This is a genomic window from Porphyromonas sp., from assembly GCF_030529325.1.
GTDB lineage: Bacteria > Bacteroidota > Bacteroidia > Bacteroidales > Porphyromonadaceae > Porphyromonas_A.
Genome location: NZ_JAUMXC010000034.1, coordinates 1 through 23399, shown reverse-complemented (window position 1 = coordinate 23399; position 23399 = coordinate 1). Strand labels below are relative to the sequence as shown.

The 23399-nt window shown below is 47.7% G+C and carries 17 protein-coding genes; 13 read left to right on the top strand and 4 right to left on the bottom strand.

Going from position 1 to position 23399, the window contains the following annotated elements; translation table 11 throughout:
• Window positions 1–215: 215 nt before the first annotated feature.
• The 6 genes from Q4A14_RS06335 to hydF all read left to right on the top strand — a co-directional run bounded on the left by Q4A14_RS06335 (window position 216) and on the right by hydF (window position 9867).
• Window positions 216–2441: a hypothetical protein gene (locus tag Q4A14_RS06335; RefSeq protein WP_303170797.1), complete on the top strand. Its 2226-nt coding sequence runs from the start codon at window positions 216–218 to the stop codon at window positions 2439–2441.
• A gap of 40 nt (window positions 2442–2481) precedes the next feature.
• Window positions 2482–3813 carry a zinc-dependent metalloproteinase lipoprotein gene (locus Q4A14_RS06330; RefSeq protein WP_303170796.1) on the top strand — a complete coding sequence of 444 codons (1332 nt, stop codon included), beginning with the start codon at window positions 2482–2484 and terminating at the stop codon, window positions 3811–3813.
• Window positions 3814–4186: 373 nt separating this feature from the next.
• A complete protein-coding gene (locus Q4A14_RS06325) occupies window positions 4187–5635 on the top strand; it encodes a leucine-rich repeat protein (RefSeq protein WP_303170794.1) in 1449 nt (482 codons plus the stop codon).
• Window positions 5636–5649: 14 nt separating this feature from the next.
• Window positions 5650–7029, top strand: coding sequence for a hypothetical protein (locus tag Q4A14_RS06320; protein ID WP_303170792.1), 1380 nt, complete (start codon window positions 5650–5652; stop codon window positions 7027–7029).
• 175 nt (window positions 7030–7204) lie between these two features.
• A complete protein-coding gene (gene hydG / locus Q4A14_RS06315; RefSeq protein WP_303170790.1) occupies window positions 7205–8629 on the top strand; it encodes a [FeFe] hydrogenase H-cluster radical SAM maturase HydG in 1425 nt (474 codons plus the stop codon).
• A gap of 41 nt (window positions 8630–8670) precedes the next feature.
• Window positions 8671–9867: a [FeFe] hydrogenase H-cluster maturation GTPase HydF gene (hydF, locus tag Q4A14_RS06310; protein ID WP_303170788.1), complete on the top strand. Its 1197-nt coding sequence runs from the start codon at window positions 8671–8673 to the stop codon at window positions 9865–9867.
• A gap of 218 nt (window positions 9868–10085) precedes the next feature.
• Here the strand turns inward: hydF and Q4A14_RS06305 are convergent, their stop codons facing one another.
• The 4 genes from Q4A14_RS06305 to Q4A14_RS06290 form a co-directional block, all read right to left on the bottom strand.
• On the bottom strand, window positions 10086–11468 hold the full coding sequence (locus Q4A14_RS06305) for a DHHW family protein (RefSeq protein WP_303170786.1): 1383 nt from the start codon (window positions 11466–11468) through the stop codon (window positions 10086–10088).
• Entirely contained in the window at window positions 11468–12922 is a 1455-nt protein-coding gene (locus tag Q4A14_RS06300) for an MBOAT family protein (protein WP_303170785.1), read from the bottom strand. Before Q4A14_RS06300 ends, Q4A14_RS06305 begins: the two co-directional genes overlap by 1 nt.
• A gap of 21 nt (window positions 12923–12943) precedes the next feature.
• On the bottom strand, window positions 12944–13900 hold the full coding sequence (locus Q4A14_RS06295; RefSeq protein ID WP_303170782.1) for an SGNH/GDSL hydrolase family protein: 957 nt from the start codon (window positions 13898–13900) through the stop codon (window positions 12944–12946).
• Between the two features lie 365 nt (window positions 13901–14265).
• On the bottom strand, window positions 14266–15177 hold the full coding sequence (locus Q4A14_RS06290; RefSeq protein WP_303170780.1) for a hypothetical protein: 912 nt from the start codon (window positions 15175–15177) through the stop codon (window positions 14266–14268).
• A gap of 520 nt (window positions 15178–15697) precedes the next feature.
• Between Q4A14_RS06290 and Q4A14_RS06285 the strand changes: the two genes are divergently transcribed.
• The 7 genes from Q4A14_RS06285 to Q4A14_RS06255 all read left to right on the top strand — a co-directional run bounded on the left by Q4A14_RS06285 (window position 15698) and on the right by Q4A14_RS06255 (window position 23304).
• The gene (locus Q4A14_RS06285) at window positions 15698–15901 is read left to right on the top strand and encodes a hypothetical protein (protein WP_303170778.1); all 204 of its coding nucleotides are present in this window, start codon (window positions 15698–15700) and stop codon (window positions 15899–15901) included.
• Between the two features lie 900 nt (window positions 15902–16801).
• Entirely contained in the window at window positions 16802–19012 is a 2211-nt protein-coding gene (pnp, locus tag Q4A14_RS06280) for a polyribonucleotide nucleotidyltransferase (protein ID WP_303170776.1), read from the top strand.
• 365 nt (window positions 19013–19377) lie between these two features.
• The gene (locus Q4A14_RS06275) at window positions 19378–19854 is read left to right on the top strand and encodes a co-chaperone YbbN (protein WP_303170774.1); all 477 of its coding nucleotides are present in this window, start codon (window positions 19378–19380) and stop codon (window positions 19852–19854) included.
• A 28-nt stretch (window positions 19855–19882) separates the two neighbouring features.
• Window positions 19883–20887, top strand: coding sequence for a PhoH family protein (locus Q4A14_RS06270; protein WP_303170773.1), 1005 nt, complete (start codon window positions 19883–19885; stop codon window positions 20885–20887).
• A 13-nt stretch (window positions 20888–20900) separates the two neighbouring features.
• Window positions 20901–21851, top strand: coding sequence for a phosphoribosylaminoimidazolesuccinocarboxamide synthase (locus Q4A14_RS06265; protein ID WP_303170771.1), 951 nt, complete (start codon window positions 20901–20903; stop codon window positions 21849–21851).
• Entirely contained in the window at window positions 21830–22549 is a 720-nt protein-coding gene (gene ubiE, locus Q4A14_RS06260; protein ID WP_303170769.1) for a bifunctional demethylmenaquinone methyltransferase/2-methoxy-6-polyprenyl-1,4-benzoquinol methylase UbiE, read from the top strand. The genes Q4A14_RS06265 and ubiE overlap by 22 nt, the downstream gene beginning before the upstream one ends.
• Before the next feature lie 8 nt (window positions 22550–22557).
• A complete protein-coding gene (locus Q4A14_RS06255; protein ID WP_303170767.1) occupies window positions 22558–23304 on the top strand; it encodes a shikimate dehydrogenase in 747 nt (248 codons plus the stop codon).
• The last annotated feature ends 95 nt before the right edge of the window (window positions 23305–23399 follow it).

Sequence of the window (23399 nt, the reverse complement as noted above, 5' to 3'; positions counted from 1 at the left end):
GAAATCGTTAGAAACCCCAAACTTCCTACTTGCGCTTAAATCGAACTGGCGTTATTTACACTTGATCAGGCAAAAATGCCTTTTTATCATGTGTAAATAACCGTGAAAATAAATTTAATTGCTAAATTTAGGTCCTCCCAAGTGGCTGTCTTGCTCAGATACTCATGCTAAAGCAGGGGGGCTTACTATAATTTTAACTCTAATATTAATAGTCTATGAAAAAACTAAGTGTACTCTTAGCGACAATCCTCTTTGTCGTCGGACTTGGTGGTTGTAAGGACGGTAAAAAGGAGTCCTACGATATCCAGGTTCCTTACGACATCAATTTTGAGATCAAAGAGGGAGATGTCACCTCTACGACCTTTTCTTTCGAGGTCAAACCTTCGGACAAGGAGAATCCTTATGTATGTCTTTATGTAGACAAAAGTGTCATCGACAAGGTACCTAAGGAAGAGTTGCCACAGTTCTTGCTCAAAGAACTCAAAACCGCAGCTGCTGTCGAAAACAAGAAGTGGGAACAATTCCGTGACGAAATAGTCATCAAGGGAGACTTCCAAAAGACACTTACCAACCTCCTTCCCGGAAATCTCTACGAACTCGTGGTATTCGGACTCAAGGGCGATCAGATCTCTCGTGAGATCAGTTACTTGTTTTTTGAGACTCCTATAGCCGACTTTGTGGATGTAAAGTTTGATGTCAATGTATCTACACTCGAGCCTAATAAGGTCGTCCTTGATGTCAAACCTTCGGAGTCCAATACCCTTTGGTACTATTGCTCTCTGCCAAAAAACAGATACGAAACAGCGCAGGCTGCCGGAATGTCTGATGCTCAATTGTCTCAGACCATACTTGAAAATGAGCTCAAGAACTTCTTCCAAATGTTGCCTCACGAGCCAACAGCTCAGGATATCGAGGAGTTCGTCAACAACCGCTTCTTCAAAGATGAGAAGCAGATCACAATGCGTGGTAGAGGTGTTCAAGCCGATACAGAGTATGTGTATCTCTTGACAGCTGTATATGTTTCTGCACAACATGAACTTGTCTTTATCTCCAATACTCAAAAGGGTAGCTTCACTACTCCAAAGGTGCCACAAAAACCTACCACTTTTGAGCTCAACGTAGAGAACATCACACAGACAAAAGCTGCCATCACTGTCATTCCTTCTGATCCTACTCAGAAGTTTGTCTATCGTTGCGACATCCACAGTGAAAAGACTGAAAAGATGACCAACGAAGAGTTGGCAAAGTTTATCATACAGACCAACCCTTATATCTCATTTGAGGCAATGGCTCACGTGCGTGTAGTTGTGCCTGACTACTCTCTTGTACCGGGCACCAAGCACTATCTCCTTGCCTTCGGTTATGACGGAGGTGTATCTACCAAGGTATACAGGATAGACTTTGATCCACTTCCTGCAGGAGATCCCAAGACTGCTACTTTTGATGTTCAAAAGGTAAGGTTGACATCAGATGATGTCACTATCAATATCACAGCGAATGACAAGACCGTTTACTATATGCCTGTCTTGTATCCTTCTCACATCAGCAAGGAGAGCATCAAAGGTCAGATCATCGCGAGCCTGCGTCGCTCTTTGGATCAGACCATAAACAGTGGTTTCAATCCATACGCTTCTATCTGGACAATCATCACCCAACAAGCTGTCCTTGGTGACAGAGAGAGCTCTTTCAGACTCGAACCGGGTGTGGAATATTCTCTCTTGATTGTTACGTTTGACAAGAAAGGCATTGCTGCCGATGCTGTCTATGAGAAATCTTATTTCACGGCTCCGGCCGTCTCTCCGGATGTGAAAGTCGATCAAGTAGAGATTGCAGGTATCTTCTCCGGTAATGATGAGGCCGGTCAGGTCTTCGGACAGCCCGACTTGGTCAAGGACAAAGCTATCATGGTGTTGAAGTACAAAGTCTCTCCACAGGTGAAGGATGCTTATGCGTCTGCCAACTTGGATGACTCTGAGGGTGACAACTTTGATATCAATGCGATGTCGGACGGAGAGATCCTCCAGAACAGTAACATCCGATGGTCAAAAATCAATCCCAAAGCACCTTATCTATTCGTCATTGTACCCTGGGAAGAGGCTCAGATCTCATACAGTTACGGAGTCAATGACAAACATGAGAGAGGACACGTTGCAAGAGCCAAGGTGCGTGCGGTCAAGGAAAATGAAAAGGAAAGCATCGACAAGTTGCGTCAGATTCGCAATGAGGTTTCTCAGGCTTCGACTTCGGCAGTGAGCATGTTCTCTGCATCTCTTCTCCGAAAGGCCGCTAAGGCAGAAGAGATAGAGCGTTATCTACCTTTGTCTCAGCCCAAGGCGCAAGTCCCTGTCATGCTCCAAAAGAGACCTGTCGAGGAAGCTCTCAAGGGAGACATCTCTTTCGAAGCTCCTGAGGACTTCTCACTCATCCGCATTGTGAAGTAACTACGATGATGATAATCCATTGAAAAATAAGGTACATATTATGAATACAAAGTTATTATACATCTTCTCCATACTCTGTCTTCTTTTGTTTTCTTGCAAAAAGGACAATGAGGTTTCCATAGGGCTGTCTCAGGACAGCATCATGGACGTACCTGCTGCCGGAGGTTCTTACGACATCAAGGTAGAGACATCCGAAAAGTGGGTCGTCAAGGATGGAGACCGCAGTTGGCTCTACGTCGCTCAGTACAGCAAGGGCACCGAGCAGTACATCAAGATCGATGTGACAAGCAACCTCAGTGAGAGCGACCGAAACATCGAGATAGAGATCCTCAGCCACAACTCTCGCAGAGTCTTGGACATCCACCAAAAAGGTAACTCTGCCGGTGTCGAACTCAAGTACCGCATCCCTGTCGTTTTCCACGTCCTTTATCATGACGCAGGCAACAAGGATCAGAACATCGAGCAACATCGTATCGAAAAGACCCTCAGAGAGGTCAATGCCCTTTATGCTCAGAACGACATCAATCTCGAGTTTTACCTTGCCAACATCGACCCTTGGGGCAATGTGATGAAAGAGGCAGGTATAGACCGCATCAAGTGGGTGTCTTCGGCTGTCAATCCCGTAGATTTTATGCAGACTGCAGGGAAAGAGTATATCCACCTTTTGTGGGATCCCAACAGATACGTCAATGTCATGATGTACAACTTCTCCATTGCGGAGATCCTCGGTATCGCGACCTTCCCTCTCACACCTGAGCAGTATCCTATGGACGGTATGGATATCGTCGAAGCCACAGACTTGAAGTTTGCCGACCTTGACAATATGCGTGCCGTCTCCATCAACAGCTCTTGGTATTCCATGGAAGACCCCAATCCTCTGACTCCGTATGTCGAGAAAGAGTTGATGAAGAGACAGACAAGCATCGCAACTACGCTTGCACACGAGTTGGGACACTATTTCGGACTTCGTCACGTCTTCTCCGAAGATCCGCACAACAGATGCGGCGACACAGACTTCTGTGCAGACACACCCAGCTACGACAAGTTCCAAAAGTACGACCGTTTTATCGCCGGAGTCTTTTCAGATGCGGTCTACAACCCCAACTTTGCCAACGAATTCGACTGGAAGTCCCTCTTTGAGAGAGAAAGCTGCGATGGTCACAGATTCACTTCTCGCAACATCATGGACTACTCTTTTTGCTACATGGACAAGTTTACGGCAGATCAGAAGCGACGCATCCGTCATGTCTTGGACTACAGTCCGTTCATCCCCGGTCCTAAGAAGGGTCGAAAGGCCACTACAAGAGGCATCTCGCTCAAGCCTGTACACATACCTCACAATATCGTGATATGCAGGCTCGGAGATAGATAATACTCTGTCGGCCGACAGCAATAGGGAGTGTTGCACCTGAGGGGGCGACACTCCTTTTTTTGTGCCTCTTGTCTCGGTGTCGCAGTCCCCCCCAAAAAAAGGTTCACTACCTTTCGACGTCAAGTTAGACAACTTCATTCTTCAAGTTAGACAACTTGATTTCGACGCTTCTACAACTTTCTGAAGAGAGGTGAAAAAAGTCCGTCAGGCATGAGCGCTTTTATCTGATTTGCCGTCAATTTTCCAAAAATCCCATGATTGAGGTATATATGCTATGTCTAAATACCAATCTTATGGTATTTCAGCCTAAGGATATAGCCTGTACTTTTGCGGGACAAATGAGCTATAACAGTTAAACCACAACAAAAAAACTATGAGACTAAACACTACAAAGTCTTTTGTGATCGCAATGTTGCTCGGTGGATTCTTTGCTTCGTGTGGAGACTCCAATGGTAACCAACCTGATCCGGATGTCACCCCAAAGGGAACCATCGAGGTACAGCTCGCGCAGATCCCAAAGCAAAAGTCAGAGCCTTACAACAAGGAGTTCTCCTACTTCTCTTTCATGCAAAACAAGCAGTTGGACATCAAGAATGACGCTGCAAAGGGATCTCTTGACTGGGATATCGCTTTCCTCGGCACTCAAGGTCGTACCAATGGCGGAGAGAGCAGCAATGGAAAGGCTTCTGTCTATCTCACAGAGACCGAGGACTTCGAAGGCATCCACAGTGCAGAGGAGTTTGTCAACAAAGCAGACGGCTGGAATGAGGACAAGATGCTCCAAAATGTAATGCTCCTCGACGGAGTACCTACCATGCCACCTCCAATGGTCAATGATAGCTTCAACCCCCTTCTTGTAGCAGGCTCTTGGTACAGACTTGAGGGTGGTATGCCTCCAACGATCGTCATCAACAAGAAGGTATTCATTATCCGTACAGCTAAGGGTGACAAGTATGTCAAGGTGCAGTTCATCGACTTGAAAGGGAAATCTGAAGCGGGAGCTCCCGGAAAGATGGGTGATGTCCGTTTCCGTTACGAATTTATCCCCCTCACCGGAAAGCCCAACACCGCGAAGAGAGTCGGCGAGGTTGCTTTTTCTGAAACAGGCCCTCTCTCTGCAAAGATCAAGCCTGAAGATGCTGCAAAGATCAAGTTTTTCGTAGTCAGGAATACCACTCTCAAGCAGGAAGACTTCGACTTCATCAAGAAAAACATGACTGCTCTCCATGAGTTGGATCTCACAGATGCCACTATCGATGTGGACTACAACGATAAGCTTTTGAAGGATAATAAGGTAGTGAAGAAAGTGATCATGCCTAAAAATCAGGAGTTTATCGGAAGAGGTTGGTTGGCTTATACGGGCATCGAGGAAGTCGTCTTCCACCCCAACTCTTTGAAGCGTATCGGTGAGGGTGGGTTCTCCTACTCTCAGAAGCTTCGCAAGGTGAACCTTCCTGAGTCTCTTGAGAGTATAGAAGCCAATGCTTTTTGGGCCTGCTTTGAGCTTGAAAGCGCAGTGGTACCTGAGAAGGTTATCCTCATCCCACCCCTTTGCTTCTACTATTGCAAGGCTTTGAAGAGCGTGGAGATCAAGGGCAATGTGAAGACGCTCGGCGTTGATGCTTTCAGCAGCTGCAACAACTTGGAAGTGATCAAGTTCCACAGCGCTACACCTCCTACTTATGAGGACTATCCATTCCGCTCGACCGGAAAAAAGGGTAACTTCCACTTCCATGTGCCCAAAGGCTCTACCATGGCATACATCGAAGCATGGAGCAAGCAGTTCAAACCCGAACACAAGACCCTGTTCATTGAGTTCTAAAGTCTCGATAATGTATGAAGTATCGTAACTATTGGTTACTTTATCTATCGCTTAGTCTTGCTCTCCTCTCCTGCGGGAAAGAGGGCAAGACTAACGATATTATAGATGATGAGCCGGGGATAGAGAAAGGACAATTTTTGTCCGAAAGCGTCGTCTTCGACTATTTTACCCGCGAGAGCAAGGCCGAGTCTCCCTCTCTCGCTCCTCAGCAGATGTACAGAGAGTATATCCAAGGAGGAGAGATCGAGGGGGTGAAGAGAGCTTTTTGGGAGCTTTGGCGCCGAGCCCATGAGGAGGAGATAAAAAAATCAGCCTTTGGCGATGTTCCCGTGGATCAGCTGAAAGTGTGGGATATACCCCAGGACGAAAAGATGCAGATACAGTTCATCGCCAAGGACAACAAACCCGCTGCGGGCTATCCTCTGATCATCAACCTGCACGGTGGAGGACGCTATCCTCAGGTCAATCACCCTTGGGGTGCTTCGATCAACACCGATGAGTGGAAGATATTGATGAGATTCAGCCGTGAACGCTATGAGAAAGTCCCATCCTTTTTCGTTGTGCCTCGTATGTCGGACGACCGTAAGGGACGCTGGTACTTCGCTCCTCAGATCGCAACGTTCAGGAAGTTGATAAGACTTGGCGTGTTGAGCGGAGCCGTCGACCCCGAGCGTATCTACCTCACCGGGATCTCGGAAGGTGGTTATGGGACTTTGAGATTGGGGCTGTTTATGCCGGACTGTTTCAGTGCTCTTGGTGTCCTCGCCGCTGCGGAAAACCCCGGTGGAGCAGAGGTAAATCTGAGACACTCTCCTCTGAGGATGGAGGTGGGCGAAAATGACTTCGAGTACGCTCGCAATACCTATGCCTACCGATGGCAGGATGTGATGAAACAGCTCAAGGACGATAATCCCGAAGACTATACTCACTTCGTCCACTTACAGCGCAACAGAGGGCATCATATCAAGTATTTTGATGTGTTCCCATGGATGCTCGAGAAGAGTCGTAAGGCTCTCCCTCAACGGGTGACTTACTTGTACGAGAATATAGCACCCGACTATGCTGATGTGCATGGAAAGTATTCCGATGGGGTGTATTTCCTTGACTTCAGGGGATTGAAGACTTCTTCTCGCTCCGAGCGGATGCTCTTTGATGTCAAGAAGTCCGGAAATACCTACGAGATCACAACAAAAGCTATCAAAGGAGACATAAAGGGCTCTTTGGGAATATTTGTGGGTAATATAGATGAAAATCAACCTGTCGTCGTGAACATCAACGGTGAGAAGGTCTATGAGAGAAAGGTAAGGGCTTCTCGAGCCGCTGTGGCTGAGAGTATTAGCCTCTACTCTGATCCTAAGCGGATCTTCACCCGCAAGATCACCGTAAATATCTGACGAGCTTATTTCAAGCAGATAAATCTTTCAATCTTGGTGCAGAAAGCAGGGATATCCTCTCCGGGTATCCCTGCTTTCGTATTTCCCTTTGGGGAGGATTGTGCCGGGGCGGTGAACAATATCTTGATATATTTGTTCTCCAAAGTAAAGAAGCACAGAAAGATTTTATACTAAAATGACATATAATAAGGCGTCAAGAAAGGCGGAAGAGTTCATCTCTCACCGGGAAATCCTGGATACTCTTGCATTTGCCGAAGCCAATAAAGATAACAAGGCCATGATAGAGGCCATCCTGGATCGAGCAATAGATGGAAAGGGACTCGATCACAGAGAAGCAATGCTCCTGCTTGAATGTGAAGATACAGCTCTGCAGGAGAGGATGTTTGCCATTGCAAAGGAAATCAAACAACGTCTCTATGGCAATCGCATCGTGATGTTTGCTCCTCTATACCTCTCCAACTACTGCGTCAATGGGTGTACCTACTGCCCTTATCATGCAAAGAATAAGACGATCCCTCGTCGCAAACTCACACAGGATGAGATCCGTAAGGAAGTCATGGCGCTCCAGGACATGGGGCACAAGCGACTTGCTTTGGAGATGGGAGAGCACCCCAAACTCAACGATATGGACTACTTGTTGGAGTCCATCAAGACGATATACGACATCAAGCACAAAAACGGAGCTATCCGTCGTGTCAATGTCAATATAGCTGCGACTTCGGTCGAAAACTATCGCAAACTACACGAAGCCGGGATCGGTACTTACCTCCTCTTCCAAGAGACTTATCACCGTCCTACCTATGAGGCCCTGCATCCCACAGGCCCCAAGAGCGACTATGTCTATCATACCGAAGCCATGGACAGAGCCATGGAGGGTGGTATAGATGATGTGGGTATAGGTGTACTCTTCGGTCTCAATACTTATAAGTATGACTTCACCGGTCTGCTCATGCATGCCGAGCACCTTGAGGCGGTCTTCGGTGTAGGACCTCACACGATCAGTGTCCCCCGTATCTGTCCTGCCGATGACATAGACACGGCAGACTTCCCCAACTCCATCTCCGATGACATCTTCCGTCGTATCGTGGCCATCATCCGTATAGCCGTGCCTTACACAGGTATGATCATCTCTACAAGAGAGAGCCAACAGTCTCGTGAGCGTGTGCTCGAGGTCGGTGTCTCTCAGCTCAGCGGCGGTTCGCGTACTACCGTCGGTGGCTATGCTGTGGATACCGCTCCTGATACCAACGAGACGGCGCAGTTTGACCTCTCGGATACCCGGACTCTCGATGAGATTGCAGAGTGGTTGATCGATTTGGGCTACGTGCCGAGCTTCTGTACGGCTTGTTATCGCGAAGGTCGTACCGGAGACAGATTCATGGCTCTTATCAAGAGCGGACAGATCGCCAACTGTTGTGGTCCGAATGCTCTCATCACCCTCAAAGAATACTTGGAGGACTACGCTTCTGCCAACACAAAGAAAAAGGGTGAAAAACTCATCCTCAGTGGCTTGAAGATGATCCCCAACGAAAAGATACGTGCCAAGGCTGAGAAAAATCTCGAAGAGATAGAAGAGGGCAAGAGAGACTTCAGGTTCTAAGAGCCTTCTCTATTCATCGCGCTTTATCAACATCCACAGACATGTTACAGACTCCTCGTTCCGAACGCCTGCACATCGTCCTCTACGGGAGGACAAATAGCGGAAAGTCTTCGCTCATCAATGCCCTCACGGGACAGGATGTGTCGCTCGTCTCCGCCATCCCCGGGACGACTACCGACCCTGTCAGCAAGGCGATAGAAGTAAAAGGCTTGGGGGCTTGTGTGTTGGTGGATACCGCAGGGTTCGATGACAGAGATGCCGACCTTGGGCACTTGCGTATAAAACGTACCCGAGATACGCTTAAGCTCGCCGATATAGCCATTGTCGTCATGGGGCAGGGGGCTACCGACCTCGAGGAACAGTGGATAAGAGACCTTCAGGAGTCCAAAGTGCCAGTCGTTCCTGTCTTCAACAAAGGGGATATACACAGTTACGACGACAAGCAGATAGAGGCGTTCAAGAAGTCCACCGGGCTTTCTCCCATAGTCGTAAGTGCTAGTTCGGGCGTGGGTATAGATGCACTGAGAAAGGCTCTACACGAAGCTCATCGCAAGGATGAAGACCTCTCGATAACGGGCTCTCTGACCAAAGCCGGAGATATCGTCATGCTCGTCATGCCCCAAGATGCAGCAGCTCCCAAGGGGAGACTCATCCTACCACAGGTACAGACCATACGCGAACTCCTTGACAAGGGTGCTATCCCCATCTGTTGTACGCCCGAGACCATGGCACAAGCACTCAAAGGCTTGGCTCCCCCCCCTCAACTCATCATTACGGACTCTCAGGCTTTCAAAGCAGTTTACGAACTCAAGCCTGCCGAGAGTCTTCTCACCTCATTTTCCGTCCTTTTTGCTGCTTACAAGGGAGATATCGACAATTTTGTCAAGGGTGCTCAGGCCATAGCCTCCCTGACACCGGCTTCGAGGGTACTCATCGCCGAAGCCTGCACACATGCGCCTGAAAGCGAAGATATAGGCACGGTCAAGATCCCACGCCTGCTCCGGCAACGTATCGGAGAGTCCCTCCGTATCGATATGGTCGCGGGCAAGGACTTTCCGGACGACTTGACCCCGTATGACCTTGTCATACACTGCGGAGCATGTATGTTTACCCGCAAGATGGTTATGAATCGTTCGGCTCAAGCTCAGGCACAACACGTGCCGATGACCAATTACGGCATCACTCTGGCCTACCTTACCGGCATATTGGACAAGGTGAGCCTTCCCGAAAGACCTTGATATATCATACATTTTTTGAGAGAGTCCGATACGAGAAGTGTCGGACTCTCTTTTATTTTCTCTCGTCGTGAAGAGAGTCAGGATAAAGGTTTGGGAAAAGATAGAGAACCCTCGAAATCGATGTGTCTAACTTGATGAATCAAGTTGTCTAACTTCATTCATCAAGTTAGACAACCTTTTTTGCCCCCCTTGGTGATAGGGTGTCGATGTCGGGAGGATTATTGTTTCAAAAATGCAATGTAACGCTTGCAGATGCGAGGGTTGCAGGAGTTGAAGATGTTGTTGGCAAAGAGGATGTCCGTGATGCGGTTCTCTTTGACGTATGTGATCATGTTGCGTGTGAAGTAACGCACATCTATCACATGCACCTGCTCAAAAGACTGGAAGAGGTAGCCCGGTATGGCATTGCCGAAGCTGTCCTTGAGGATGACCAGTCTTCGGCCGTTGGGGGTAGATGTTTCCACTTTGGTGATCTTGCTGTCTCCGCCCATAAATGTAGAGTAAGCTCCGCCGTGACCGTCCTTGTAGTGTTTGAAAAATGCCCCCGACACGGGGTTGCTTTCCCCCACCACCCTGTACAGACTGTCTACTTTGTACTGTATGTATGTGGTCTTGTACTCTATTCCTTGTGGGACATAGTAGACAAAGTCTTCGGGAGCTTTTTTGATCGAAATATCTTTGGAATAAGCGTACATCGTACCGACAAAGCCCTTGACTACTCTACGTTCATAAGTCTCTATGTCGGGCAGAGGGACATCTGCAACAGCGGCAAACTTCCGAGCTGCATAGTACGCGCCGAGAGGTGCCCAGTGGTGGTCTGTCCGCAGGTATATCGGTTCGTCCGAATGAGCCCGCAGGTCGTCGATCACATCCACAGCTTTTACCTGAGGATCGAGTTTGTTGTGTATCTGATCGACGACGGGGCGTTGCGGGCGAGTGTACTTTTTGACCTTTTCGGGGCAATAAAATTCGGCTGCGGTAGGGATGACCATGCAGTAGACTTGCACGCTGTCTCCCAAGGCTTGTTGGTAGGTGTTGGCAGCTTCGGCATAACTGTTTCCGGCACTTTTACTACCTCCGAAGGCCATCAGTGCACGCACGTTTTCCCCTTTGCCTACGACTATTATACCATTGTCGGAGAGCTTGGCCATCTCTTCGATAGCTATTTCCCCATCCTCTTCTGTCGGCTCTTCGTTGTCTCTCGGAGCCGGTGTCGGAGCCTTTTGTTTTTCGGTTGGTCGCTCCGCCTCGACTGTAGGAGCAGGAGCTGTGGGAGCTTCTGCCACTATCTCTTCGGGCTTTTGCAAGGTAGCCCCATGTATCTTGATCTGTCCTTCTCCCTTGGGCAGACCGACCTTATCCTTAAACACCATGCTCAGCGTCATCAGTTGGTCTCTGTATGGCTCGCTGTCGCTGAACCATGTGGAGATGTCTCGAGCCCATTGGCCGGACCACAGTTTTTCCGATGAAAATGCCGGAAACGTAGCCAATTCTCTCTTTTCGAGTTCCGAATATCGACTCCGAGGCAAAAAGTTGAACACCAAAGCGAACCCCGCAAACAGTGCCAATACGATGTATAGAAAGAGTTTGGGCTGCTTCATCAGAATCGAGTGTATAAGAATGGGTTATTGGTAGCTCCGACAAGGAGAGCAACGGATATCGTGAGTATGCCTATCACGACACATGTGCGGTAGATGAGTTGCCCTGCGCTGTACAGCCTTGGCGACCTGTGCTCGAGGAGTCCGGACATCCCTTGCTCCAGCATCTGCCTTACCGGCAGACTGAACACGATGGCTGCAATCCACAACCAAAAGTTGTCTGTCAGGGCGTTGGAGACAGTGATATCGCTCATCGTCTGTGTCTTACCGAAAAGGATGGGGACAAACTCTCCCAATCGGCTCAGATCAACGTAGTAAAACAATCCCCAACCGAGGACGACCACAATGAGGCTGTAAAGGTGCAACAGAGGTGCTGCCGCCTTTGACTTGATACGTAGGATGGTGTACTTTTCGATAGTGACGAAGAGTCCGAAGTAGAGACCCCAGAGGATAAAGTTCCAGTTGGCTCCGTGCCACATCCCTGTCAAAAACCACACGACAAAGAGGTTGAGTACCTGATGTTGTCTGTTGCCCCCCATGGGGATGTAGACATAGTCGCGGAAAAATGTCCCCAGCGATATGTGCCAACGTCGCCAAAAGTCGGTGATGGAGCTACAGCAGTAGGGGTGATTGAAGTTCTCGAGGAAATGAAATCCCAGACATCGGCCGATACCGATGGCCATATCCGAATAGCCGGAGAAGTCGTAATAAATCTGGAAAGTAAATGCCAACAACCCGACCCATGCTCCAGCCGTGGAGAGGTCGGACATATCTGACGAAGCGAGAAAGTGTGTGCTGATCTCGGAGAGTTGATTGGCGATGATGACCTTCTTTCCCAGTCCTATGAAAAATCGGTATGTCCCCTCTGCAAAGTCTTGTGCTGAGACCTTTCTGTTGCCTATCTCATCTGCCACAGTCTGATACCTTACTATAGGTCCGGCTACGAGTTGGGGAAACATCGATATGTACAGGAGCAGGTCGCTGTATCTCTTCTGTGCGGGAGACTGTCTGCGGTACACATCGACGAGGTACGAGATGGACTGGAAGGTGTAGAAGCTGATCCCTATCGGCAGGGCTATCGAAGGTCGGGGGATGTCCAAGCCCAACTGCTGAAGTGTCTCGGCAAAGAAGCCTGCGTACTTGAATACTCCAAGGACTCCGAGGTTGCAGACCAATCCGACTATCAGAGCCGACTTGCGCTGTTTTTCTTGTCTGTCTATGATCCTCCCTGCGATATAATTGATGAGCACGCTTGCAAGCATCACGAAGACATAGATCGGCTCGCCCCAGGCGTAGAAGAAGAGCGAAAAGATCACTATCACTATGTTTTTCATCCTGTTGGGATGTCGTAGTGCTTCGCCTTTGACTCTGGTCCGATCCACATATGCCGCAAGCATATAGAGGAGGGCAAAGAGGGGAATGAAAACAAAGAGGAAAAAAAGTTCTGAGAATACCATAGTCGTTGCTTCCTCTTTTTATCACTGTTTATTACTCCCTGATAGGAGTGTGCCTATCAGTTCGGCAAGGATTTCCCCATTTTTCTCAGCCCCGAGTTCACTCGTGTGCGTTCCGTCATAGGTGTGGGTATATCGGACGGCTTCTTCTTCGCTCTTCACACAGCATACTTTGTCCTGGCGTATCACGTCCAGCTCCATACGGCGTCCCACCCCTTCGATGAGGTCTCCCGTACGTCGGATGCCGTCTCCCTTGACCGCAGATGATTGCAAAGGAGTCAGCAGGATGATCCGAGATGTGGGAAAATGTTTTTTGAGCAGAAGGCAACCATATCTCACCGACTGAGCCAGAGAGACGACTGACGAAGCCTCAAGTCTCATCAATCCGGCATCACAGATCCCAAAAGCCTCATCGACCGACAGGGCAAAGGCTGCGGGACGAGACTTGGCAAACCACGCGTCATTGGTCCCCGCAGCGATGATAATAGCATCCGGTGAAGGCTGTGTGCCTCCTTTGTGTGCCTCTATGAGTCTGTTGATCTGATTGAATATGACGTTGTCGTGACCTATGCGACCGATGTGTTCGGTCACATTGACTTTAGTCTTTGGGGTGTTGCTCCATGTGGCACCACTGCGGGCATAGCTGCGACAAGATGCCGGCTCGAGGCGGTCTCTGAACCACTTGTTCCAGCCCTTGGGACGGGAGCAGTCGTCCCCACCCAATTCGGTATTGGAGTCTCCGAGGATGACGATATTCAGGGAGCTCTTGGTGCGGCTTTCGGTAGGATTTTGGCTACGGGCAGGCCATGTCATAAGAGCAATGATGAGGGCTATAGTACTGAGAGCGTAAGACCGAAAACGTAGGCAGGGACTTCCCCTCCGAGACTGCCTCACAGGTCTGATGTGTAGAGCCACCAATGGATAAAGTTTTGTGATCGACTTGACCCTCCCGATGTCCCATACAGTGAGGGCGTTGTGCAAACTGTATCACAAAATTAGCTCATTTCTTTTTACTTGCAATATGTGTGCGTTCTTTTGATAAAAACAGTTCCTGAGCGGTATTTCCCTTGGTTTTTCGTCACCGACTTACGGTTCGCTTTCAGATCGTGGCAAGACCGACTGGTACGTCCTTCTCCGAAAGTCTTCCTGCCGGCATGACTTCGTCTTATGCCCCTTGCCGCAGATCGGAGCAAAAAAAGAACCGACAGGTCGGGAGTTTGATCTCTGGACTGCAATCCGAGGCTCTCACCAACTTGTCGGCATCTCTTTGCTTTTTACAAGGATAAGAGTATTTTCTATAGTATTGAAAATACAAGCTCTGCGGTGTCTGAATTGAAAAGACAAGTTTAATCGAAAAAGTTGTCTATATCTTCATAGGGAGGAGGTGGTGCCGGAGGATACATGATGTACCAGCTTTCGACCTCGGAAACATAGCAGGTGTTATTGCCGCGTTGTTCTATAAGATAAACCACAGGGTAATAGTAGGATGACCGGATGAAGGTTGCATCGCTCTTGAAGGTATCCCAGAGTTGTCCGGGATGGGTCAATTTGTACTTCTCAAGTTCTTCTCTGCTTATTATTTTCGTTGAGTGGGGTTTCTTTTTGAACTCGTAAATTTTGCTTGGTCGAAACTCTTTTTTGTTTTTCATGATAAAGACAACATCCTGTGAATCCTTTGACAACCACATAAATATCCATTCTTCGGAGTAGTCTTTTTGCTTTATGGGTGTTTTATTGATGAAGAAGTAGACGGGCTCGACTTGTGGTTCTGTCCTTTCAATATGCCAATCCGTAACTTTATACAGATAACCCTCTTCTTTTATTCTATTCCCGATGGATAGAAAGAGTGTCGGAAAATTTTTATGCAACTCTTTGTATGTCCCTATCTCTGTAAGGTCTTCGTCTCTTAGAAGATCATCAATCGTCTTGAACTCCAAATCGCCATGTGCTTTTTTATCCTCTTTGACCTTTACGGTTTGGAAGTGTGCAGTGAGTCCAATTTCCTTCTCATATATAAAAGTGGAGTCAGATGTCCTACGCCATCCCCAATCAGTGCCATGGAAATTCCCGAGAACAACTGCCACTTTAAATGCCTGTTTTGTCGTCTTTGCGCCTTGCCCTTTGACGTTAAGCAAGGGATTGATAACTAGTAGGGTAAACAGTGTTATTATAGTAAATGTCCTCATTATAAATAAAAAGCCTTTAATTACATTCTCCTGCTTTGGTGTTTTTCGTAAGAAAGTTTCTTCTCCACCCATGATAGTCTGCTACGCCATGTGTATTTTCCGGTACGAAGTGCAACACTTTAGGCCAAATTTAGGGAAAAAACTTCGAAGGGGGATTTGTAGTTCAATTTCTTTCTTGGTCTGTTGTTGAGTTTCCATTCGATATCTCGGATTTGTTTGTCGGTTAGATTTGTGAATGAGGTCCCTTTTGGGATGTATTGTCTTACTAAGGCGTTGAAGTGTTCGATGTGTGGTTTGTCCGTAGAGCGGTAGGGGCGTGTGAAGTAGACGGGTACTTTGAGGCTTCTTTCGATGGTCTTGAATGCTCTGAACTCAGATGCCGGTATTTTTTCATTTCTCTCTAAGATAAGTAGTATCTGTGGTTCTCGAGCGAGCTATCCCTGTAGCTCGCTCGTCTTCTTTTCTATGTGTTGTACTTGAAACTGGAATGTGCATCCGAAAAATAGTCGGCAAAAACTTTAACAATTTGACTTTTTGATTACATTTGCCGAGTAAGATTAAACTTTGATTCATAGCTAACAAGATTAAGAGTGTGAAAGAAATCGAGTTAAATGCAGTTGGTCTAGAACCTATGAGAAAAGAAGACGCACAATCTACGGACGGAGGTATAGCCCCTGTTGTTGCTTTAGGATGGTTTTTGTCCGCCTGTGCCGCCGGCATTGTTGCTGACATTGCACTTAGTTGGGAAAATACTAAAAAACAGTTCAAAGAAGGTTATGATGCTACAAGAAATTAAAGTGATGTGTAGGAATGTATTTAGTAAAACACAAGGAAACTCTAAAAAGCATACCTGGCACTTCGAAATTGCTATAGCTCTTCTATTGCTTATAATTCATATTTGCTTCATTAAGTTATATAGACCATATATCTATGCAAATTATGAGATTAAGGAGGGTCTCACCTTCGTGAATAACTACCCAAGTTTCTCTGCTGTGCTTTTAGGTTATTTAGTATTTAAGATTTACCATTCAAGAAATCCAAAAGTATCTGAGACTTTGGGTCCGAGGTGGGAATATTATTTACTATCAACTGTCGTGTTTGCGAATTATTTTCTCGAGGGCTTAGATATTATATTGGGCAAAGGTGATTGGTATAATATGATTGCAGTTACACTTGGGGGCATTTTTGTTTTCCTATTTGTATATTTCAAAAATAATAGATAATCATGTATATGAAAGAGACTAGAAGAAGTTCTTGAGGACGGGCTCGTTGCCATCGATGGCGGGAGTGAAGTTTCTGACGCATTGGTACGGGGATTTGGATGGTTGACTGGGCAGGTAGTTAATCTTGCTGAGGCAGTTGGAAGAGGGGCTAGATACGTATATAGAAAGAATCTTGAAGTGATTGCTGAAACAGGTGGTTTGCCCCATGCTTACTAACTAATTGTACATTTCTTTTGATTGTTAAGGAGTTTTTTTTGATATTTCGCATTTTGTGTCTGAATTTCCCCGCCAAGGGTTGGTGAGGAAATTGACTCTATTAGGAGTCGTCGGTTTGTTTTTATAATCTTGTTGCTCTTTCGGTTTTGCTTTGCATTTTTGTGATGTTGTTACGCCTTGATATATAATTTTTTACCTATCTTTGCGAGGATATATAGACAGATGAGAAAATTATATCGGATAAACTATTTATTTTTATGATGAACGTAATCACAAAAACCATTCAACTTGCCGATGGTCGCAACATTACGATTGAGACCGGCAAACTTGCCAAGCAAGCTGATGGTTCCGTAACGGTTCGCATGGGCAACACCGTTTTGTTGGCAACCGTTTGTGCTGCTAAAGACGCCAATCCGGGCGTCGATTTTATGCCTCTTCAGGTAGAGTACAAGGAGAAGTTCTCGGCTATCGGCCGCTTCCCCGGAGGTTTTACCCGTCGTGAGGGTAGGGCTTCAGACTATGAAATCTTGACTTGTCGTCTTGTAGACAGGGCTTTGCGTCCACTCTTCCCTGATGACTACCACGCTGAAGTATTTGTAAACATTATATTATTCTCTGCCGACGGCGTAGATATGCCCGATGCACTCGCAGGTCTTGCGGCATCAGCGGCTCTCGCAGTGTCGGACATCCCATTCAACGGCCCTATCTCTGAAGTGAGGGTGGCTCGTGTGGATGGAAAGTTTATCGTCAATCCTACGTACGAACAGCTCGACAAGGCCGACATGGACATCATGGTCGGTGCGACTATCGACAATATCATGATGGTCGAGGGTGAGATGGATGAGGTACAGGAGTCTGACCTCCTCGAAGCAATCAAGGTGGCGCACGAAGCGATCAAGGATCAGTGCCGCGTACAGCTTGAACTTCAAGAGGCTGTGGGTAAGACTGTCAAGCGTACTTACTGCCACGAGGAAAATGACGAAGAACTCCGTGCTGATGTGCGTGCTAAGTGCTATGACAAGGCATTTGCAGTAGCGATGTCGGGAACAGACAAGCACGCAAGAGCAGAGGCTTTTGAAGCTATCATCACTGACTATAAGGCTACGCTTTCGGAAGAAGACCTTGAGGCTAAGGCGGGCATGATCGCTCGTTACTACCATGATGTGGAAAAGGAAGCGATGCGTCGTGCCATCCTCGATCATGGTAAGCGTCTTGATGGTCGTGACACTCGTACGATCCGTCCGATCTGGACAGAGGTAGACTGCCTCCCAGGTCCTCACGGTTCGTCGATCTTTACTCGTGGTGAGACCCAGTCACTCACAACAGTGACCCTTGGTACAAAATCGGACGAAAAACTCGTCGACGATGTGCTCAACTACGGTAAGGAAAGATTCCTTCTTCACTACAACTTCCCTCCATTCTCTACCGGCGAAGCTCGCCCACAGAGAGGTGTGGGTCGTCGTGAGATCGGTCACGGTAACCTCGCTCACCGTGCTCTCAAACGCATGCTCCCTGATGGTTATCCTTATGTCGTGCGTGTGATGAGCGATATCCTCGAGTCTAACGGTTCGTCTTCTATGGCTACCGTCTGTGCGGGTACGCTTGCCCTCATGGATGCCGGTGTGCCTATGAAGAACCCTGTGAGTGGTATCGCAATGGGTCTTATCTCTGAAAACAAGGGTAAGAACTATGCTATCCTCTCCGATATCCTCGGTGACGAAGACCACTTGGGTGACATGGACTTCAAGGTGACAGGTACCAAGGATGGTATCACGGCTACACAGATGGATATCAAGGTAGATGGTCTTTCGTACGAAATCCTTGAGAATGCCCTTGCGCAAGCTAAGGAGGGTCGTCTCCACATCCTCGGAAAGATCACAGAGTGTATGGCTGAGCCTCGTGAAGACCTCAAGCCTCACGCTCCTCGCATCGAGTCTCTCACTATCCCGAAGGAATTTATCGGTGCTGTCATCGGCCCTGGTGGTAAGATCATCCAAAGCATGCAGGAAGAGAGTGGTGCTACTATCAATATCGAAGAGGTTGATGGTGTCGGTGTCATCGAGATCAGCAGCAACAACAAGTCTTCTATTGACAAAGCACTCGGCATGATACGTGCTATCGTCGTTGTCCCCGAAGTGGGTAAGACTTACCTTGCTACCGTGAAGTCTGTGATGCCTTATGGGGTGTTCGTAGAGTTCTTGCCTGGTAAGGAAGGTCTCCTACACATCTCTGAAGTAGACTGGAAGCGTTACGAAGCGATCGAAGAGACAGGTCTCGATGCCGGTGCTAAGGTCGATGTGAAGCTCCTCGAGATCGATCCTAAGAGTGGTAAGTTCAGGCTTTCGCGTAAGGCTACTATCGAAAAGCCTGATGGTTATGAAGAACGTCCACCTCGCCGTAGCAGTGGCGAAGGTCGTCCTCCTCGTCGCAACCACCACAACAACAATCACAACAACGACAGAGATTGATCGGACGATAAGAGGCTCTCGACCTCTCCGTATAAAAACAAAAAAGAGGATGAACCCCTTACGGGTACATCCTCTTTTCGTTTTCATTATATGTTGCCACGTGCGGGTGTTTGCTTTCACGTATGCCGTTGTGTCTATGGGGCTCTTGTGGATGATATTGCTATGGACTTTGCCTCCGGAAACAAAGGACAGAACCTTTCTATACCATCAGGCATCCTTTTTATAATAAACTTCCTGTCGGACAGTGTCTTGACGGATATACATATAAGGATATACGGCACAGACACGAGAAATTGTGTATATTTGTGCTACGAGACTGCGAACAGAGGTAGCCTCGCAACCCAAACTTTTAAAACGATTCAATCATGACAAAAAAACTGACTACTCTATTTGCTACGCTGATTGTTGTGCTTGTAGCTGGTTTTGTGTATATGCAACATACTAATGATGCCATCGCAGCAGTCCCACCAAGCGAAGCCAATGACGGAGACCTCATCGAGATCAATACAAAGGATTTTAAGGATCTTATATTCGACTTTGACAGCAAAGAGATCAAGTATAAGGGAGATAAGCCTTGTATCGTAGACTTTTACGCAACATGGTGCGGACCTTGCAAGGTGCTCAAGCCTCGTCTCAAGGAGATCGCTAAGCAATACACGGGTAAGATATACGTCTATATGATAGATGTGGATAAAAATCCTATCCCTACCCAGATGATGGGCGTGACAGCAATGCCTACTACATTTATGATCCCTATGAAAGGTAAAGGGGTGAAAAATGAAGGGGCTCTATCATACAAACAGCTCGAGGAGGCTGTAGAGAAAATGCTCGCAGCAGAGTAAGACCCCCCCTCGGACACGAAACCAATAAATGAATAGCGAACGTATCTATCTGGTCGAAGAGGCGGATCCTACCGTCTTCTTCGGCCCTAACAATAAAAATCTATCCCTCCTCAAAGCCCTCTATCCCAAGCTAAGGATCATGGCGAGGGGCAACATAGTAAAAGTCATTGGAGAACCTGATGAGTGCACAGACTTCGTGCGCTTCCTCAGCAAGTTGGAAAAGCATACGGAGAGGTACAATGTCCTCGATGATGAGACAATAGTGGAGATGCAGCGTGGCGAAGAGCCTAAAGAACGCATCTCCGAGGATGTCATCATCTATGGAGCAGGGGGCAAGGCGATCAAGGCCTTCTCTGCCAACCAGCGTGAGATGGTGCGCCTTGTGGAGGAGTACGACCTCGTGTTTGCTACCGGTCCTGCGGGATCCGGCAAGACTTTTATGGCCATCGTGATGGCAGTCAAGATGCTCAAGAGCAAACAGGCACGACGTATCATCCTCAGCCGTCCGGCTGTAGAAGCCGGTGAAAAACTGGGCTTCCTCCCCGGAGAGATGAAGGACAAACTCGACCCTTACCTCCAACCTCTCTATGATGCTTTGCAGGAACTTATCCCTGCCATCAAACTCAAAGAGTATATGGAGATGGGAGTGATACAGATAGCTCCCTTGGCATTTATGCGTGGTCGTACCCTTAACGATGCTGTGATCATACTCGATGAGGCTCAAAATACTACTCCTCACCAGATGAAGATGTTCCTCACGCGTCTGGGAATGAACGGTAAGATGATCGTCACGGGCGATATGAGTCAGATAGACCTCCCAAAAGGAACTACTTCGGGACTCAAGCAGGCTCTGGGCATCCTGAAAGACACCCAAGGTATAGGGCGCATAGCTTTTGAAAAGAAAGATATAGCTCGTCATGGTCTTGTCAAAGCTATCGTGGAGGCTTATGACGAGCATGATCGTCGAGTGAAGGCCGAACGAGAGGCAGCTCTACAAGAAAACGAAGACGACAACGACTCGAACAACCCATAAAATCATACTAAGCATGGCACAAGCACTTACAAAAACAAATTACAAGTTTGCCGGACAGACAGACTGTTATCATGGCAAGGTCCGTGATGTATACTTCATCGGTGAAGATCTTCTCGCGATGGTTGTCTCTGACCGTATATCGGCATTTGACCGTATCCTCCCCGAAGGTATACCTTACAAGGGAGAGATCCTCAACAAGATCGCAGCGTTCAACCTCGATGCGACGAAGGATATCGTACCCAACTGGAAGCTCGACAATCCTGATCCTATGGTCACAATCGGTCTTCGTTGTGAGGGATTCAAGGTAGAGATGGTCATCCGTGGCTACCTTACAGGAAGTGCTTGGCGTGCTTACAAAGCCGGAGAGCGTACTCTATGCGGAGTCACTTTGCCTGAGGGAATGAAGGAGAATGAGAAATTCCCACAACCAATCATCACGCCTACTACAAAAGCTGATGAGGGGCATGACGAGAATATCTCTCGAGAAGAGATCATCGCATCCGGTCTTGTCTCCAAAGAGGACTACGAACAGCTTGAAAAGTATACTTATGCTCTTTTCGAGCGTGGTACAAAGCTTGCTGAGGAGAGAGGGCTCATCCTTGTGGATACCAAGTATGAGTTTGGGAAGAAAGACGGCAAGATCTATCTCATCGATGAGATCCATACTCCGGACTCTTCTCGCTACTTCTACAAAGATAGTTACGAAGAATTCTTCCAAAAAGGAATGCCACAGAGACAGCTCTCCAAGGAGTTTGTACGCCAGTGGCTGATCGACAAGGGCTTTAACGGAGGAGAAGGACAGCAAGTGCCTGAAATGACACCCGAATATTGTGAAAGTGTCACCGAAAGGTATATCGAACTATACGAGAAACTCATCGGAGAAAAGTTTGTCAAACACCCTACCGATGATCTCGAAAAGAGAATAGAAAGAAACATAACAGCGTGGCTGAAAGAACGACATTAAGTAAGAAGGCGTCAAATATCCGACGGATGTTTGACGCCATCGCACCTGAGTACGACAAACTCAACAAACTCATATCCTTCGGACTTGACTCCTCATGGCGCAAAAGTGCTGTGAGGCTTGTCTCCGAAGGTAAACCTCGCAAGATATTGGATCTTGCGGCAGGCACGGGAGACTTTTCCATAGCATTGTCCCGTGCAATACCCAAAGCCCACATCACGGCTGCAGACCTGTCCGAAAACATGCTTAAAGTAGCGGAGCGCAAGATCGAAGAGCAGGGACTGTCCAAGATCTCGACGGTGCAGTGCAACGCTCTCAATCTTCCTTTTGAGGACAATACCTTTGACTCCATCACTTGCGCCTTTGGCGTACGCAACTTTTCAGACCTCAAGAAGGGACTGTCTGAGATGTGTCGCACCCTCCGTCCCGGTGGGATGGTGGTGATCCTCGAACTTTGCGAACCTCATCGCAGATTCTCCCGCACCCTGTACAAATTTCATGCCTTTGGAGTCATACCCATACTCGGAGGCATCGTCGGACACAACCGAAGAGCGTATGCATACCTCCCCGAGAGTATCCGGCGCATGACCCAACGTGAAGAAATGATGAAAGTGATGAAAGATGCGGGATTTGAGCGCACTTCTTTCAGGGTCTTTCTTCCCGGCGTCTGTGCCATGTACGTTGCCTATAAACCTTATTGATCTCTCTCATGTCTCATCTCTATGGACTTCTGGGTCGCAATATCTCTTACAGCCGCTCTCCGGAGATACACCGAAATCTGTGGGGGGACGAGGGGGCGGACAAAGAGTATCGTCTCTTTGACGTAGACGACATAGAGGGATTTGTACGAGAAGCCAAAACGTGGCGCGACCTCAGAGGCTTCAACGTCACTATTCCCTACAAGGAGGAGATCATCCGATATATCGATCAGCTTGAAGGCGATGCCCAAGCCATAGGAGCGGTAAACACTGTGAAGTGTGTCCCCTCGGAAAATGGGCTGCAATGGATCGGATACAATACGGACGTGGCAGGTTTTGAGACTCTACTCGAAGAAGTTAGAGTCAGTCCCGATGTTAGGGCAATCATCCTCGGCACAGGAGGAGCTTCCAAGGCTGTTGTACAGGCCCTTACCAAGCAGGCTATTCACTATGTCACTGTGTCTCGCACTCCTTCGGACAGAGAACTGTCGTATGCAGATCTTTCCGACATATTGCAGACCTCCGTTCACAAACTCATCATCAATGCCACACCTCTCGGCAGTCATCAGTTCCCGGATATTGCTCCTCCTATCCCTTATTCCCTTCTTACACCTTCAGATACGCTCATTGATCTGATTTACTCTCCTGCTGAGACTCCTTTCATGCAACAAGGCAGAGAACAAGGGGCAAAGGTTTCTAACGGTCTTACCATGCTTTGGACTCAAGCTCGTGAAGCTCAAGCCATCTGGGCAAAGTAAAATAAATCCATTATCAGAATATCTACGAACGCTTTTAACCTCAGTTCGACGTAAGAAAACGAAGAATGAAACAAACTCACAAACCACATTAACTG

Coding starts and splice junctions, on each gene's coding strand:
- hydG (WP_303170790.1), top strand. CDS start 7,205: ATGACATATAATAAGGCGTCAAGAAAGGCGGAAGAGTTCATCTCTCAC.
- hydF (WP_303170788.1), top strand. CDS start 8,671: ATGTTACAGACTCCTCGTTCCGAACGCCTGCACATCGTCCTCTACGGG.
- Q4A14_RS06270 (WP_303170773.1), top strand. CDS start 19,883: ATGAATAGCGAACGTATCTATCTGGTCGAAGAGGCGGATCCTACCGTC.
- Q4A14_RS06330 (WP_303170796.1), top strand. CDS start 2,482: ATGAATACAAAGTTATTATACATCTTCTCCATACTCTGTCTTCTTTTG.
- pnp (WP_303170776.1), top strand. CDS start 16,802: ATGATGAACGTAATCACAAAAACCATTCAACTTGCCGATGGTCGCAAC.
- Q4A14_RS06325 (WP_303170794.1), top strand. CDS start 4,187: ATGAGACTAAACACTACAAAGTCTTTTGTGATCGCAATGTTGCTCGGT.
- Q4A14_RS06300 (WP_303170785.1), bottom strand. CDS start 12,922: ATGGTATTCTCAGAACTTTTTTTCCTCTTTGTTTTCATTCCCCTCTTT.
- Q4A14_RS06335 (WP_303170797.1), top strand. CDS start 216: ATGAAAAAACTAAGTGTACTCTTAGCGACAATCCTCTTTGTCGTCGGA.
- Q4A14_RS06265 (WP_303170771.1), top strand. CDS start 20,901: ATGGCACAAGCACTTACAAAAACAAATTACAAGTTTGCCGGACAGACA.
- Q4A14_RS06255 (WP_303170767.1), top strand. CDS start 22,558: ATGTCTCATCTCTATGGACTTCTGGGTCGCAATATCTCTTACAGCCGC.
- Q4A14_RS06305 (WP_303170786.1), bottom strand. CDS start 11,468: ATGAAGCAGCCCAAACTCTTTCTATACATCGTATTGGCACTGTTTGCG.
- Q4A14_RS06320 (WP_303170792.1), top strand. CDS start 5,650: ATGAAGTATCGTAACTATTGGTTACTTTATCTATCGCTTAGTCTTGCT.
- Q4A14_RS06290 (WP_303170780.1), bottom strand. CDS start 15,177: ATGGGTGGAGAAGAAACTTTCTTACGAAAAACACCAAAGCAGGAGAAT.
- Q4A14_RS06275 (WP_303170774.1), top strand. CDS start 19,378: ATGACAAAAAAACTGACTACTCTATTTGCTACGCTGATTGTTGTGCTT.